This is a genomic window from Variovorax sp. AB1(2024), assembly GCF_037482385.2.
In the GTDB taxonomy this organism is placed as follows: Bacteria; Pseudomonadota; Gammaproteobacteria; order Burkholderiales; family Burkholderiaceae_C; genus Variovorax.
Genome location: NZ_JBBHKP020000001.1, coordinates 2,033,397 through 2,048,466, shown reverse-complemented (window position 1 = coordinate 2,048,466; position 15,070 = coordinate 2,033,397). Strand labels below are relative to the sequence as shown.

Here is a 15,070-nt window from a genome sequence, read left to right as displayed (position 1 = left end):
ACAAATCACGGCGCCGCGGTAGCGGCGGCTTTCCCTGGCTGCGCGCCGCGGGTGGCGGCAAGCGGCATGCCCTGCTCGATCAGGCCCGCGTGCAACGCGGCGCCCAGCGGCAGGATCTCGTCATTGAAGTCGTAGCGGCTGTTGTGCAGGAAGGCGCCGTCGCGCACGTCCTGGCCGATGCGCAGATAGGCGCCCGCCTTCTTCTGCAGCATGAAGGAGAAGTCTTCGGCGCCCATGCTGGGCTCCATGCTGCGGTCGACGTTCTTCGCGCCGACCAGCGACTCGGCCACGTCGGCCGCGAACATGGCCTCGGGCGCGGTGTTGATGGTGGCGGGGTAGATGCGCTCGTACTTGATGGTGGCGGTGGCGCCGAAGCCCGACGCGATGGCCGCGCACAGCTCGTTCAGCCGCTGCTCGACCTGCGCCTGCACCCGCGCGCTGAAGGTGCGCACGGTGCCCACCAGCGTGGCCTCGCCGGGCACCACGCTCATCGCGCCGAGGTCGCCGGCCTGCATCGCGCAGATGCTGATGACGGCGGCATCGATCGGGCGCACGTTGCGCGAGACGATGGTCTGGGCCGCGGTGATGATGTGCGCCGCGACCACGACCGGGTCGACGGTCAGGTAGGCATGCGCACCATGGCCGCCCTTGCCCTTGATGTTGATCGTGATGCGGTCGGCCGCGGCCATCATTGCGCCGCGGTTGATGCCGACGGTGCCGGCCGGCATGGCGGGCCAGTTGTGCATCGCGTAGACGGCGTTCACGGGGAAGCGGTCGAACAGGCCGTCCTCGATCATCACGCGCGCGCCGGCGAAACCCTCTTCGCCGGGCTGGAAGATCAGCACGGCGGTGCCGTCGAAGTCGCGCGTCTCGGCAAGGTAGCGTGCCGCGCCGACCAGCATGGCGGTGTGGCCGTCGTGGCCGCAGCCGTGCATCAGGCCGTCGCTGGCGGAGCGCCAGCCGAAATCGTTGTCCTCGCGCATGGGCAGCGCGTCCATGTCGGCGCGCAGGCCGATCATCCGGCCGCTGGCCGTCGAGCGCCCGCGGATGACGCCGACCACGCCGGTCTTGCCGATGCCCTCGTGGATCTCGTCGACACCGCAGGCGCGCAGGGCCTCGCGCACGCGGCCGGAGGTGTAGACCTCTTCGAAGCCGAGTTCGGGGTGGGCGTGCAGGTCGCGGCGAAAGGCCGTGATCTCGGGGTAGAAGCTGGCGATGTGCGCGAATGCGCGGCCGGATGCCTTCAGGCGCGGAGCTTCTGCTGTCGCTGCGGTCATGTCAGTGCCCTCCCGCCTTGCCGACGCGCAGCCGCGGATCGACCACGAAGTACAGCAGGTCGACCACGAGGTTGATCACCACGAAGATCAAGGCAATCAGGCACAGGTAGGCGGCCATCACCGGAATGTCGGCGAAGGTCACGGCCTGGATGAACAGCAGGCCCATGCCGGGCCACTGGAACACCGACTCGGTGATGATCGCAAAGGCGATGAGGCCGCCGAGCTGCAGGCCGGTGATGGTCATCACGGGCACCAGCGTGTTCTTGAGCGCATGGCCGAAATGTATCGCGCGGTTCGACAGGCCGCGGGCGCGCGCGAACTTGATGTAGTCGGTGCGCAGCACTTCGAGCATCTCGGCGCGCACCAACCGCATGATGAGCGTGAGCTGGAAGATCGCCAGCGTCACCGCCGGCAGCACGATGTGCTGCCAGCCGTCGACGCTGAAGAGACCGCTGCTCCACCAGCCGAACTTGACGGTCTCGCCGCGCCCGAAGCTCGGGAACCAGCCCAGCGTCACGGCAAAGACGAGGATCAGCAGGATGCCGATCAGGAATGTGGGCAGCGACACGCCGAGCAGCGACACCGTCATGAAGAACTGGCTCAGGAAGGTGCCCCGGCGCAGTGCGGTGTAGACACCCATCGGAATGCCGATGAACAGCGCCAGCACGGCAGCCACGAGCGCCAGTTCGAGCGTGGCCGGGAAGCGCTCGCCGATCAGGCGCGACACCTTCGCGCCCTGGCGCAGGCTCAGCCCGAACTCGCCTTGGGCGGCATTGACCAGGAAGTGCCAGAACTGCACGAAGAAGGGCTGGTCGAGCCCCAATGCGGCGCGCAATTCACGGATCTGGTCGGGCTTCGCGTCCTGCCCCAGGAGGAACACGACGGGATCACCGACATATTGGAACAAGAGGAAGGCGATGAACGCGACCGCGACCATCACGATCACGGCCTGGATCAGGCGGCGCAGTACGAAGGCAATCATTCAGTAAACAAAGTGAACTGGCATGCTAGCAGTGCAAGGTGCGTGCCCGCACGGTGGTTCCCCGAGGGTGCAGTCCGTGATTTCCCCAAGGGCAGCATGAAAACCGCAGACGAAAAAAAGCCACTCGACTTTCGCCGAGTGGCTTTTGGCTTTTTCATTCGAAGCTGGCTTGCGCCAGCGTCAAATTAGAAAGCGTGACGGATACCGAAGTCGTAGCCGGTCGAGGTCTTCGGGGTGAAGGTGCCAGCTGCGTTTTGGTAGAAGCCAGGGCCGCCAACGGTCAGGCCAGCGCCGTTCTTGTTGCTGATGCGAGCAACCGTAGCGTACAGAGCCGTGCGCTTCGACAGGTTGTGCACGTAGCCCAGAGCCAGCTTGTTAGCCTTCGGGTCGGCGTTGTTGTTCAGCACGAACGGGTTGTAAGGCTGGTTCGTGTCGTACTTGACTGCCGAGTACGAAGCGCGGATCAGGCCGGCACCGACGGGAACCGTCACGCCGATCAGGTAGCCCTTCAGGTCGATGTCGTTGCGGCCGCCCAGGAAAGGCGTCACTTCGTAGTCGATCTTGTTCTTGGCTTGCGACACTTCACCGAACAGCTTCACGGGACCGAAGTCATACGAAGCGCCCAGGTTCAGGGTGTTGACCTTGGTGGTCGTGCCAGCGTAGTAGTTGTCGCCAACAGTGCTCGAACCGTAGGCCAGAGCCACGTCCAGAGGACCGTTCGCGTAGCCGAAACGGCCACCGACGTAACGACCTTGACGAGCGGCGTTAGCCGTCGTGGGCGTGTAGATGCCGTTGTCGTACTTGGTCTTCTCGCTCATGCCGTACATCACTTGGCCATAGAAGCCGCCGAGGTTCGGGGGCAGGAAGTAGCCAATGGTGTTGCTTGCGCGAACGTAGTTGCTGGAGCCGACGTTGGTGAACGCGCCGGTCGAAGCTGCGGGGGTACCGAAGTTGCCGAACGTGCCATTGGCCGTCGAGATCAGGTTGGTGCCAACGCCGTTGGTGCCGAACGGATCGAACACGGTGTCGTTCCAGAACGTCGGGGTGTAGTCACGACCCAGGCGGATTTCACCGAAACCACCCGACAGGCTCACGGTAGAGCGACGTGCGAACGTAGCGATACCTTGTTGGCCGTCGTCGTTGGAGATCGGGGCTTCGAGCCAGAAGCTGGCTGCCAGGCCACCACCGAGGTCTTCCGTACCACGGAAGCCCAGACGGCTGGAGTTGTAGCCCGAGTTAGCCAGTTGACGGCTGCTGGTCTTGACCGAACCTTGGTTCAGGTAGACGGGAATGCCGAAAGCATTGGGGAACACGGTCGGGTTCAGGTCACGTGCCGTGCTCGAATAGCCGCTGATCGACGCGTCGACCACACCAAACAGAGTGACGGACGACTGAGCCGAGGCAACACCGGCGACAGCCAGGGCAGCCAGAGCAACTAGAGATTTTTTCATTGCAAGTTTCTCCAAGGTTAAACATAGGGCTCCGGTGCGAAGGGCTCACCGTGACTGGCACATTTGTGCTCCCACCGGACCCCGGGCCAACCTCCTTTTGGGAAGTTGATGCTATTGCACCAGAGCCGCTGCGGCAGGGCAAAACAAATCTCCCGAAATGTTGGCTGGTCTGCGCGTTTCGTTGCAGTCCTGCAACAAAGGTCTTAGGGCAGCTTCGCTCCACTATATGAAATGCAATGCCCGTTCGATCCGGGGTTTCCCGTGTGCGGTCAAATAGGAGCATGACTGCTTTGTTTGATCCCGTCCTGACCGCGGCGGACGCGGCATTGCGCACCCTGTTTGCCCGTCCCCATGCAACCCGGGCACTGCCTGCGCCTTCCCAGGCACCGGGCGAAATGAGCGAGGCGGAGCGCCGCGAAGCCGGCGCGTTGATGCGCGTGAACCATGTCGGTGAAGTCTGCGCGCAGGCGCTTTACACGGCCCAGGCCGCCGTGGCACGTGATCCCGCCCTGCGCGCGCATTTCATCGAGGCCGCGCATGAGGAAACGGATCACCTGGCCTGGACACGCCAGCGCCTCGATGATCTGGGGGCGAGGCCGTCCCTCCTGAATCCGATCTGGTATGCCGGGGCATTCGGCCTCGGCCTCGTTGCGGGGCGTCTTGGAGACCCATTGAGCCTGGGCTTCGTCGCGGAGACGGAGCGCCAGGTGGAGGCCCACCTGGACAGCCATCTGGACCGGCTTCCGCCCGCGGACAGCGCCTCTAGAGCCGTGGTCGAGCAGATGAAGGTTGACGAAGCACGCCACGCCGCGCAAGCCGTCGATGCAGGCGCCGCGGAGCTGCCCGCCCCGGCCAAGGCGTTGATGCGCATGGCTTCCCGCGTGATGACCACGCTGGCGCACCGCATCTGAGGGCGGCCGCCAGCTTCAGGTCTCGATCAGGTCGAAGCTGGTCGTGATTTCAGCGGTCTTCGCCAGCATGATGCTGGCCGAGCAGTAGGTTTCGTGGCTCAGCGCAATCGCACGCTCCACAGCGGCGGCCGGAATGCCCTTGCCGGCCACGGTGAAGTGCATGTGGATCTTGGTGAAGACCTTGGGATCCTTTTCAGCGCGCTCGCTGGTGAGCTTGACACTGCATCGCTCCACCTGGTGACGCCCGCGCTTGAGGATCAGCACGACGTCATAGGCCGTGCAGCCACCCGTGCCGGCCAGCACGGTCTCCATCGGCCTGGCGGCCAGGTTCTGGCCGCCGTTCTCGGGTTTTGCGGCGTCAGGGGCGCCATCCATCATCAGGACGTGGCCGCTGCCCGTCTCGGCCACGAAGCCCATGGCCGACCTGGTGCCCGAGTCGCCGGTCCAACTTACTGTGCATTCCATGAAATATTGGGTTTCCATTGAGGGATGTCGGGCAAAAATGCACGCCGACACCCGCTTGTGTGTGGGAAAAGCATCACTCGCTTGTTGCATCGCAACAAACAGCCGATATACTTTATTTCATTGCGCAAACGTATGCGCACCCAGTTGTCTCCTCCACCCTTCCAATTGGTGGATTTAGCCCCGAGCTGCAAAGCTCGGGGCTTTTTTCTTTCCGCGCCACCCTTGCGCCCCCTGAGGCCACTCTAGTTTTCGCGCCGAAAGGGCAGTTGCTCTGGCTGCCCTGGCTGTCGCCGGTGTTGCCTCGGCCCAGTCGTCCGTCACCCTGTTCGGTGTGGTCGACGCATCGATCAGCGGCTATTCGAGCACCTCGCGTGACCTGAAGCCCACCGTTCTGAACAACAACTTCGGCGCTGCCACCTATACGAACCGGGGCAGCGTCAAGGTCAGCCGTACGGCCCTGGCCAACTCTGGCTACAACACCAGCCGCCTGGGCTTCCGTGGCACGGAAGACCTTGGTGGCGGCCTGGCAGCCAGCTTCTGGCTCGAAGCCCCCGTCTCCAACGACGACGGCGCCACTGGCGTTTCGACCTTCTCGCGTCGCTCGACCGTGAGCCTGTCGGGCGGTTTCGGTGAAATCCGCCTGGGTCGTGACTACACCCCGACCTTCTGGAACGACACCGTGTTCGACCCGTTCGGCACCAACGGCGTGGGCTCCAACCTGATCAACACGGCCAGCGGCTACAACTTGAGCACGGGCGGCGCCAAGGACACCGGCGGCTTCGGCGGCAACCAGAACTACTCTCGCGCCAGCAATTCGATCGGCTACTTCCTGCCGCCGAACCTCGGTGGCTTCTATGGTCAAGTGATGTACGCGTTCCACGAGAACGACAAGTACAGCAGCGGCCGATTCACCCCGGAAGACAGCGCCACCTCGAAGAGCCGCGCAGGCCGTTACATCGGCGGTCGCATCGGCTACGCCAACGGTCCCCTGGACGTGGCAATGGCCTATGGCAATAGCACGGTCGGCGATCAGTTCTACGCAGGCACCACCGACTCGGTGAAGACCTTCAACCTGGGCGCCTCGTACGACTTCGGCCCCGCGAAGCTGTTCGGCGAACTGTCGCGCCTCAAGAACTCGCGCGACTACGCAATCAGGCCGATCACCGGTGCGCGTTCCGACGTCGATCTGACCGGTTACCTGATCGGTGTGACCGTGCCGGTGGGCGCTGGCCTGATCCGCGCGTCGTACTCGGCAGTCAAGTACGACCGCAACCTGCCCTTCGACTACTTCAACCCCGCCAACAACCTTGATCCGAAGGCCAACAAGCTGGCTCTTGGCTACGTGCACAACCTGTCGAAGCGCACCGCTCTGTACGCAACGATCGCTCGCGTCAGCAACAAGAACGGTGCCGCCCTGACCGTTGGCGGCCCTGGCTTCTACAAGGTTACGGATCGCGTGTTCACGCCGAAGACCTCGACGGGCTACGACTTCGGCGTCCGCCACGCTTTCTGATCTTCTCGGTCTGATCCCGATGCTGGCTCCTGCCAGTTCGAATCAACAGCAAAGCCTCGAGTCGCCCGGTTCACGCCGGGCGGCTTTTTGGCCTTTCCATCCCACTTTTTCAGCTGCCCCGGCTACGCCGGCTTTGCAGCAACCCCACATTCATTTCTCCGCTCAACACCGATGCGTAGAAACGTTCGACCATGTTGACGCTCGTACGCGCATTGCGCGCCAAGGTCAGCATGTCGATCCCCTGCCCGTACAAGAGCCGCAGCGTGATTGCGGTATGGCGCAAGCAATACAGCGTCCTCGACTGGCCCAACGGCCCTTTCTCGAGACCGGCCTTTTCGAGCACCCAGTGAAAGAAGAAGTTGAGCACCGCCAGCGCATGCTCGCGGTTTTTCAACTGCGGCATGAAGATGTAGTCTTCCGCGCCGCCGTACCCATGCTCGCCGCGATAGGCGAGCAAGCATTCGTACACGCGCACCGCGGGACGAAGACTCACGATGGGCTGGCTGTGCCGCTTGGTCTCCGGCAAGTTCATCCGCAGATACACGTGCTTGCCGCGCACGATCTCGATGTGCTTGTGCTTCATGAGCTTGATGTCGCTCGGACGCACGAAGGTGTTAACCATCCATCGAATCAGCCAGGGCAACTCGTCCGGCATCACAAGCAACTCGCGCGCTATCCAGAAACGTTCGCCGGCAGCAAGTTGATCGAGCACCGGATGCGATTGCCCTCGCAAGCTGCGCGCGGTTTCGATGATCGTCCGGTACTCCGCCACGCTGAAGCTCCCACGCGGCTGGCTGCGCACCTTGACCTTTGGAAAGGCAGGCGCATCGCGAAGCACGCCGATGTGAACGCCGTGCATGACCACCTTGCGCAGCAACACGAGGTACTGGGCAATCGTCGTACTGGTGAAGCCCTGCTCACCCAGGTGATCGATCAAACGTTGCGCGTCCGCAGTTGCAAACGACTGCGCAGGCACATCACCCAACAGCGGAACGATGTGCGCGCGCAATCTGTTGCCCATCACCTGCCAGGTGGCACGCCCGATTTCCTTTCGCTGAACGCGCGCGGCCTCCGCCTGCATCAGCCCTTTCGAAAGATCACTGACAGAAATTGATAACAGATTTTGCTCAATCGTAAATTGATTGGCGGTGGTATGAATCGCGGGATAGGTGCGTCCAAAAAATCCCGAATCATTAGCGGCAGGGGCTTTGTTGAAGAGGTTTATGACATTTGTGTCCATGTCATATCCCGCATGCAATCGCGATGCCTCTTATCATCGACAGTTAACAACTGAAAACTCCCTTGGAAAAAATCGTGCGCAATGCACCTGTTACTCCGGCGCTGACGCCCGCCGACTATCTCAGAAAAATACTCAACGCCCGGGTCTACGACGTGGCCGTCGAGTCCGCGCTCGAGAAGGCGCGTGCGCTCAGCGCGCGACTCGGCAACACGGTGCTGCTCAAGCGCGAAGATCAGCAGCCGGTCTTCAGCTTCAAGCTGCGTGGTGCCTATAACAAGATGGCGCACTTGAGCGCGGCGCAATTGGCGAGCGGCGTGATTTGCGCATCGGCCGGCAATCACGCGCAAGGCGTTGCATTGGGCGCGCGCAAGCTCGGTACGCGCGCCGTCATCGTCATGCCGGTGACGACACCCAAATTGAAGATCGACGCAGTGCGCGGTTTCGGCGGCGAAATCGTCTTGCATGGCGACAGCTATTCAGATGCGTATCTGCACGCACTCGAACTGCAGGCTCAACAAAACCTCACCTTCGTTCATCCGTTCGACGACCCCGATGTCATTGCAGGCCAGGGCACGATCGCAATGGAAATCCTGCGCCAGCACCAGGGCCCGCTCGATGCGGTGTTCGTCGCGATCGGCGGCGGCGGACTGATCTCGGGCGTGGCCAACTACATCAAGGCCGTGCGCCCCGAGATCAAGGTGATCGGCGTGCAGATGAACGACTCCGACGCGATGATGCAATCGGTCGCGGCACACCAGCGCGTGAACCTGCCGGACGTCGGCCTGTTTTCGGACGGCACTGCCGTCAAGCTGGTGGGCGAGGAGACCTTCCGCATCGCCAACGAACTCGTCGACGACTACATCGCAGTGGACACCGACGCCGTGTGCGCAGCCATCAAGGACATCTTCGTCGACACGCGCAGCATCGTCGAGCCCGCCGGAGCGCTGGCCGTGGCCGCGATCAAGGAATACGCGGCGAAGCACGGCCGCCAGGGCGAGACCTACGCGGCGATCCTCTGCGGCGCCAACATGAACTTCGACCGGCTGCGCTTCGTGGCCGAGCGCGCCGAGGTCGGCGAGGAACGCGAGGCATTGTTCGCCGTCACGATGCCCGAAGAGCGCGGCAGCTTCCGCCGCTTCTGCGAGCTGATCAGCGAAATGCCGGCCAGCGATTCCGAGGGCGGTGGCGCGCCGCGCAACGTCACGGAGTTCAACTACCGCATCAGCGATGCCGCCAAGGCGCATGTGTTCGTCGGCCTCACGACCTCGGCGCGCGGCGAGTCGGCCACCATCGCACGAACCTTCAACGACCACGGCTTCGACTCGCTCGACCTCACGCACGACGAGCTTGCGAAAGAGCATCTGCGGCACCTGGTCGGCGGACGCACGGGCCTCGCGCACGACGAGCGCCTGCTGCGCTTCGTGTTCCCGGAACGGCCGGGCGCGCTGCTCAAGTTCCTGAGCCTGATGCAACCGAACTGGAACATCAGCCTGTTCCATTACCGCAACCAGGGCGCCGACTACGGCCGCATCCTCGTCGGGCTGCAGGTTCCGGCCGGCGAGTCGACGGAGTTCACGGCCTTCCTCGAAACGCTGGGCTATCCCTACGTCGAGGAAACGGCAAACCCCGCATACCGGCTCTTCCTGCAAGCCTGAGCGGAAGACCGAAAAACGAAAGCCGGCGCAAGGCCGGCTCGATTCGTCGTTCGCGTGGTGCGCGTGGTTGGCGTTATTGCGCTTGCGCCGGCATCGGCTGCGGCGCCATGGCCGCGGGCGGCGCGGCCTGCGGCAGTCCGACAGGCGACACGACGACCGGCGTGGGAGAAGTCACTGTGGGAAGCACCGGCGACGCGCTCACGCTGATGGGCGCGCGCACCGGCAGTTGCAGGGTGAACGCCGCCGGCCCGTCGACCTGCGCGCCCAGCGTTGCCGAACGCAGGCCCACGGACTGCAGCACGTAGTTGTCGCCCACCTTGGAGCCGACGCGGAACGGGCGCGGCGGCTTGCCGTCGATGGCAATGAGCGCCGCCCCCTGCTTCGACGGGTCCGCGACCACGCCCGACAACGCGAAGCGGCTCGCTGCTTCCGGCGCTACCGGCGCCGCGCTCGACGCGGGCAGCACGCCCAGCAGGCGGGCCACCGCATCGGAATCAGCCGCCACCGAAGGGCGCGGCATCGATGCCGCTGCGGCCACCGCGTCGGCGGGCGAAGCCAGCCGGAGTACCCAGAACACCGCGGCACCGGCGGCCAGCGCCCAAACTCCCGTGGTTGCAAGTGGGGCATGCCAGCGGGCGGCGGAGTAAGGACTTGTCATGGCCGCGGATTATCATGCAGCGCGCTTTCCGAATCATGTCGTCCAACCTATGAACAAATTCCTTCGTGCCGCCACCCGCACCGCCCAACGCGGCTTCACGCTGATCGAGCTGATGGTGGTGCTGGTCATCATCGGTGTGCTGGCCGCACTGATCGTGCCGAACGTGATCGAGCGCGCCGACGACGCCCGCGTGACTGCCGCACGCACCGACATCAACAATCTCATGCAGGCGCTCAAGCTCTACCGCCTGGACAACCAGCGCTACCCCACCGCCGAGCAAGGGCTGCAGGCGCTGCTCACGCGCCCGACCACCGGCCCGGCCGCGCCCAACTGGAAGCCCTACGTGGAGAAGCTGCCCAACGACCCGTGGGGCCACCCCTACCAGTACATGAACCCGGGCATCAAGGGCGAGGTCGATGTGCTTTCGTTCGGCGCCGACGGCCAGAGCGGCGGCGAAGGCAAGAATGCCGACATCGGCAGCTGGCAGTAGCGGCATTGGCGCGCGGCGCCGCAACCAGCCTCCGCGCTGCTCATCCTCCGGCTTCACGCTGCTGGAGCTGATCGTCGTGATCGCGATCATCGCGATCGCCACCGCCGCCGTGAGCTTCGCGATGCGCGACACCAACGCAGCCAAGCTCGACCGCGAAGCCGACCGGCTCGCCGCCCTGCTCGAATCGGCCCGCGCGCAGTCGAGGGCCAGCGGTGTCGCTGTGCGCTGGCGCCCCGTGGAAGGCAGCTTCGTGTTCGACGGCCTGCCGCCCGACGCACTGCCCAGCGGCTGGGCCGCCGAAGGCATCACGGCCCAGCCCGCGCTTGCCAACGGCACGCCGGTGCCCGTGTTGCAGCTCGGCCCCGACCCGATCATTCCGGCGCAGCAGGTCACGCTCTTTTCCGCCGGCCCACCCGCACGCACGCTGCGCATCGCCACCGACGGGCTGCGCCCGTTCACCGTCTTTGCGGACGCACCATGACCAGCAGCAGGCCCGCCACATTCGCCTCGCGCAAGGCGCGCATCAGCGGCTTCACGCTGATCGAAGTGCTGATCGCGCTGGGCATCGTCGCGATCGCATTGGCCGCCGGCTCGCAGGCCACGATGTCGCTCACGCGCAACGCGCAGCGCCAGTCCGACCTGGTGCTGGCCGACCTGTGCGCCGAGAACGAGCTCGCCAAGGCCCGCCTCGCACGGCAGATGCCGGCCGTGGGCGACTCGGGCTCCATCTGCGCGCAGGCCGGCCTGTCGTTCAACGTGACGACGACGACCACGCCCACGCTCAACCCGAATTTCCGCCGCGTCGACGTGCAGGTGCGCGACGAGGCCAATGCGCCCATCCTGCGCATCTCCACCGTGGTCGGGCGCTACTGATGCACGACGCCCGCCAGGCCCGTCCGGGCACAACTTCACGCGGCTTCACGCTGATCGAGCTGCTGGTGGCCATCGCGGTGATGGCGCTGCTTTCGCTCGTGAGCTGGCGCGGGCTCGACAGCATGTCGCGCGCCACCACCCAGAACAAGCAGCGCGCCGACGCGGTCCTGACCCTGCAGGCCACGCTCGCGCAGTGGGGCGCCGACCTCGACGCCATGACCACGCTGGCGCAGACCCGTCCGATCGACTGGGACGGCCGCGTGCTGCGGCTCACCCGGCGCGGCGGCGACACCACGTCGCCTTCGGTGCTGGTGGTGGCCTGGGCGCTGCGGGCCGGCCCCGACGGCACGCGCTGGCGGCGCTGGCAGTCACTGCCCTTCACCACGCGCGGCGAATGGCAGCAGGCCTGGAACCTTGCGGCCGCGTGGTCGCAGGACGGCGGCACGCAGACCGGCGGCGCTTCCGACACCGCGCTGGTGCCCGTCAACAGCTGGCAACTCTTCTATTTCCGCGACAACAGCTGGGTGCCCGCCAGCCAGCTGGCCAGTGTCGCGCCCAACCCCAACAACCCGGCGGGCCCCGTCATCGCGATGCCCGACGGCGTGCGCCTCGTGCTGAGCCTGCCGCCGGGCGACGGCCTCTCGGGCACGCTCACGCGCGACTGGGTCCGCCCGACCGTGGGATCGCCCAGATCATGAGCACGACGACCCGCCGCAACCAGTCGGGCGCCGCGCTGCTGGCGGCGATGCTGACCGTCATGCTGGTCGCGACCTTCGCGGCCGCCGCGCTGTGGCAGCAGTGGCGCGCTTCGGAGGTCGAAGGCGCCGAGCGCGCGCGCGTGCAGGCGGCATGGGTGCTGATCGGCGCGCTCGACTGGTCGCGCCTGATCCTGTCCGAGGACGGGCGCGCCGGCGGCCCCGACCACCTGGGCGAGCCGTGGGCCGTGCCCCTCGAGGAAGCGCGGCTCACCAGCTTCCTGTCGGCCGAGAAGAACGTGGCCAGCGACAACCTCGAGGGCCTGCCCGACGCGTTCCTCTCGGGCCGCATCGTCGATGCGCAGTCCAAGCTCAACGTGCTGTCGCTGGTCGACGGCGGCAAGCCGGTGCCGGCCAGCGTGGCCACCTTCACCCGCCTGTTCAACCTGCTGGGCCTGCCGCTGTCGGAGCTCAACCGCATGACGGCGGGGCTCGCGGGTGCGCTGGCCAGCGACAGCGGTGCCGACGGCAGCGGCGCGCCGCTGATGCCGCAGGAAGTCTCGCAACTGGTGTGGCTCGGCCTCTCGCCTTCCACCGCCGCGGCACTGGAACCCTACGTGACGATCCTGCCGGTGCGCACCACGCTGAACATCAACACGGCCAGCGCCGAGGCCATCAGCGCGAGCATGGAGTCGCTCAGCATCGCCAATGCGCGCCAGCTCGTCGAGCGGCGCACGCGCGCCTTCTTCAAGGACCTGGCCGCCGCCAATGCCGCGCTGCCCAGCGGCGGCGCTCCATTCAATGCCGCGCAGCATGGCGTGGGCACGCAGTTCTTCGAGGTCTACGGCAAGCTGAGGCTCGACCGCACCTGGGTCGAGGAGCACTCGCTCCTACAACGCAACGGTGTCACGGTGACGACGGTCTGGCGCACGCGCGGCGCCGGCGCAACGAACTCTCCGGTCAAACCCTGATTTCGAGCGCATTTTTGTTAACAAAAGGTCCTCCAACGCCCGTCACGTCAACAAGTTACGCTATCGAAATCAGAGCGCCAGCCTGTAAGACGCCCACCTACAATCACCGGCTTTTCCAACATCGACATGACTCCCCTGCTGCTCATTGCCCCCCTCCCTCCGGCAGATGCCGCGAGCGAGTACGACTGGGCCCAGGCAGGCGACGACGGCATTGCATTGCGCAACCAAGGCCGCGCGCTGCTGGCGCTCCTGCCATCGAGCACTGAAGTCATGCTCGGCATTCCCTCCGCGGCGCTGTCGTGGCACCGCGTCACCCTGCCCAAGGGCAGCACCGGCAGCGCCTCGAAACTGCGCGCCGTGCTGGACGGCCTGCTCGAAGAACACCTGCTCGACGAACCCGAAGCCCTGCACTTCGCGCTCGAGCCCGACGCCAAGGCCGGCGTGCCCGTGTGGGTCGCGGCCTGCAACCGCATCTGGCTGCGCAGCATCGTGCAAGGGCTCGAAGCGGCCGGGCGGCGCGTGGTGCGCATCGTCCCGGAGTTCGCACCGCAGCCGGCCGACGGCCCGCCGCTGCTGCAGATCACAGGCGAGCCCGAAGCACCGCAGCTCACGGTGTGCGACGCCGACGGCGTGGTCTCGCTGCCGCTGGCCGGCGCGGGGATGGCCCTGTCGGACGGCCTTCCGCTGGACACCGCGGTCATCACCACCGAGCCCGCCGTGGCAGAGGCCGCCGAGCACCTGCTGGAGCGCCGCGTGCCGATCGTGCAGACGCCGCAGCGCTGGCTGCAGGCCGCGCGCACGCCGTGGGAACTCGCGCAGTTCGACCTTGCCGCGACCGGCCGCGCGCGCGCCGGCAAGAAGTTCGCGTCGGTGCTGCAGACGCTGCGCTACGCCCCCGAATGGCGCGCCGTGCGCTGGGGCGTGGTCGTGCTGCTGCTGACGCAGCTGATCGGCCTGAACGCCTGGGCCTGGAAGGAGCGCAACGCGCTCGACGCCAAGCGCCAGGCCGCCAGGGCCATGCTGACCCAGACCTTCCCCTCGGTGAAGATCGTGGCCGACGCCCCGCTGCAGATGCAGCGCGAAGTGGCGGCGCTGCAGCAGGCCGTGGGCGACGTGGTCGGCAGCGACTTCGAACCCATGGTCGGCGCCCTCGCCACCAACCTCCCGCCCGGCAAGACCCCGACCGCCGTCGACTACAGCGCCGGCCAGCTGCGCCTGCGCGGGCTCGGCCTGCAGCCCTCCGAGGTCTCGCAGATCACCAACGCACTCACGCCGCGCGGCTACAACGTGCGCACCGAAGGCGACCTGCTGCTGGTCCAGGCCGAGGCCACCCGATGAACTTCAGCGAACAGCTCAAGGCCCGCTGGGCCACTCTTGAAACGCGCGAGCGGCGCATGGTCGCGGTCGCCGTCACGCTCGTGGCGCTGGCCCTGCTCTGGTGGATCGCGCTGGCGCCCGCCCTGCGCACGCTGGCCGCGGCGCCGGCCGAACACGCGCAGCTCGACGCCCAGCTGCAGCAGATGGCCACCCTGCAGAACCGCGCGAAGGCGCTGCAGTCGCAGCCGCGGCTGAACCGCGACGACGCGATGCGCGCCCTCGAAACATCCGTGCGCGAAGGCCTGGGCAACGGCAACGCCCAGCTCATGACGACCGGCGGCGACGGCGCCGCCACCGTCACGCTGCGTTCGGTGCCCGCGAATACCGTCGCCCAATGGCTCGCGCAGGCACGCGGCAACGCGCATGCCGTGCCGCGCGAGGCGCACCTGACCCGCGCCCCCGTCGCCTCCGCGCCCACGCCCTCAGCCGGCAACAAGGACGCTTCGTCCGCGCCGCAGGTCCGCTGGGACGGCACCGTCGTCATGGCGCTGCCCGCAGCACGATGAGCCATC

16 protein-coding genes are annotated in these 15,070 nt (G+C 66.1%); 10 read left to right on the top strand and 6 right to left on the bottom strand.

Annotation, left to right across the window (positions count from 1 at the left end):
• Positions 1-5: 5 nt before the first annotated feature.
• The 3 genes from WIX39_RS09555 to WIX39_RS09545 form a co-directional block, all read right to left on the bottom strand.
• The gene (locus WIX39_RS09555; protein ID WP_106935593.1) at positions 6-1,277 is read right to left on the bottom strand and encodes a M20 aminoacylase family protein; all 1,272 of its coding nucleotides are present in this window, start codon (positions 1,275-1,277) and stop codon (positions 6-8) included.
• 1 nt (position 1,278) lies between these two features.
• On the bottom strand, positions 1,279-2,259 hold the full coding sequence (locus WIX39_RS09550) for an ABC transporter permease (protein ID WP_081268507.1): 981 nt from the start codon (positions 2,257-2,259) through the stop codon (positions 1,279-1,281).
• A 185-nt stretch (positions 2,260-2,444) separates the two neighbouring features.
• Positions 2,445-3,710 (bottom strand): porin, encoded by a 1,266-nt coding sequence (locus WIX39_RS09545; RefSeq protein WP_106935594.1) that lies wholly within the window; start codon positions 3,708-3,710, stop codon positions 2,445-2,447.
• Between the two features lie 281 nt (positions 3,711-3,991).
• On the opposite strand from WIX39_RS09545, the gene coq7 reads away from it, so the two are divergent.
• Positions 3,992-4,621 carry a 2-polyprenyl-3-methyl-6-methoxy-1,4-benzoquinone monooxygenase gene (gene coq7 / locus WIX39_RS09540; protein WP_106935595.1) on the top strand — a complete coding sequence of 210 codons (630 nt, stop codon included), beginning with the start codon at positions 3,992-3,994 and terminating at the stop codon, positions 4,619-4,621.
• A 15-nt stretch (positions 4,622-4,636) separates the two neighbouring features.
• Here the strand turns inward: coq7 and WIX39_RS09535 are convergent, their stop codons facing one another.
• Positions 4,637-5,086 (bottom strand): OsmC family protein, encoded by a 450-nt coding sequence (locus WIX39_RS09535; protein WP_106937546.1) that lies wholly within the window; start codon positions 5,084-5,086, stop codon positions 4,637-4,639.
• A gap of 271 nt (positions 5,087-5,357) precedes the next feature.
• On the opposite strand from WIX39_RS09535, the gene WIX39_RS09530 reads away from it, so the two are divergent.
• On the top strand, positions 5,358-6,599 hold the full coding sequence (locus WIX39_RS09530) for a porin (RefSeq protein ID WP_106935596.1): 1,242 nt from the start codon (positions 5,358-5,360) through the stop codon (positions 6,597-6,599).
• Between the two features lie 109 nt (positions 6,600-6,708).
• On the opposite strand, the gene WIX39_RS09525 is transcribed toward WIX39_RS09530, so the two are convergent.
• A complete protein-coding gene (locus WIX39_RS09525; protein ID WP_106935597.1) occupies positions 6,709-7,839 on the bottom strand; it encodes a hypothetical protein in 1,131 nt (376 codons plus the stop codon).
• 50 nt (positions 7,840-7,889) lie between these two features.
• On the opposite strand from WIX39_RS09525, the gene ilvA reads away from it, so the two are divergent.
• Positions 7,890-9,494 (top strand): threonine ammonia-lyase, biosynthetic, encoded by a 1,605-nt coding sequence (ilvA, locus tag WIX39_RS09520; RefSeq protein ID WP_106935598.1) that lies wholly within the window; start codon positions 7,890-7,892, stop codon positions 9,492-9,494.
• 73 nt (positions 9,495-9,567) lie between these two features.
• Here ilvA and WIX39_RS09515 read toward each other — a convergent pair whose 3' ends face one another.
• Complete coding sequence (locus WIX39_RS09515; RefSeq protein WP_106935599.1) at positions 9,568-10,152, bottom strand: type II secretion system protein N; 585 nt, start codon at positions 10,150-10,152, stop codon at positions 9,568-9,570.
• 49 nt (positions 10,153-10,201) lie between these two features.
• Here WIX39_RS09515 and gspG point away from each other — a divergent pair, with 49 nt between their 5' ends.
• The 7 genes from gspG to gspM all read left to right on the top strand — a co-directional run bounded on the left by gspG (position 10,202) and on the right by gspM (position 15,064).
• Positions 10,202-10,642, top strand: a complete 441-nt coding sequence (gene gspG / locus WIX39_RS09510; RefSeq protein ID WP_081268515.1) for a type II secretion system major pseudopilin GspG — start codon at positions 10,202-10,204, stop codon at positions 10,640-10,642.
• Entirely contained in the window at positions 10,617-11,123 is a 507-nt protein-coding gene (locus WIX39_RS09505; RefSeq protein ID WP_081268516.1) for a GspH/FimT family pseudopilin, read from the top strand. The genes gspG and WIX39_RS09505 overlap by 26 nt, the downstream gene beginning before the upstream one ends.
• Complete coding sequence (gene gspI, locus WIX39_RS09500; RefSeq protein ID WP_081268517.1) at positions 11,120-11,515, top strand: type II secretion system minor pseudopilin GspI; 396 nt, start codon at positions 11,120-11,122, stop codon at positions 11,513-11,515. Before WIX39_RS09505 ends, gspI begins: the two co-directional genes overlap by 4 nt.
• Positions 11,515-12,213, top strand: a complete 699-nt coding sequence (locus WIX39_RS09495) for a PulJ/GspJ family protein (protein ID WP_106935600.1) — start codon at positions 11,515-11,517, stop codon at positions 12,211-12,213. Before gspI ends, WIX39_RS09495 begins: the two co-directional genes overlap by 1 nt.
• Positions 12,210-13,181: a type II secretion system minor pseudopilin GspK gene (gspK, locus tag WIX39_RS09490; RefSeq protein ID WP_106935601.1), complete on the top strand. Its 972-nt coding sequence runs from the start codon at positions 12,210-12,212 to the stop codon at positions 13,179-13,181. Before WIX39_RS09495 ends, gspK begins: the two co-directional genes overlap by 4 nt.
• A 126-nt stretch (positions 13,182-13,307) precedes the next feature.
• Positions 13,308-14,519, top strand: a complete 1,212-nt coding sequence (gspL, locus tag WIX39_RS09485; RefSeq protein WP_106935602.1) for a type II secretion system protein GspL — start codon at positions 13,308-13,310, stop codon at positions 14,517-14,519.
• Entirely contained in the window at positions 14,516-15,064 is a 549-nt protein-coding gene (gene gspM, locus WIX39_RS09480) for a type II secretion system protein GspM (protein ID WP_409194966.1), read from the top strand. The genes gspL and gspM overlap by 4 nt, the downstream gene beginning before the upstream one ends.
• Positions 15,065-15,070: the final 6 nt, after the last annotated feature.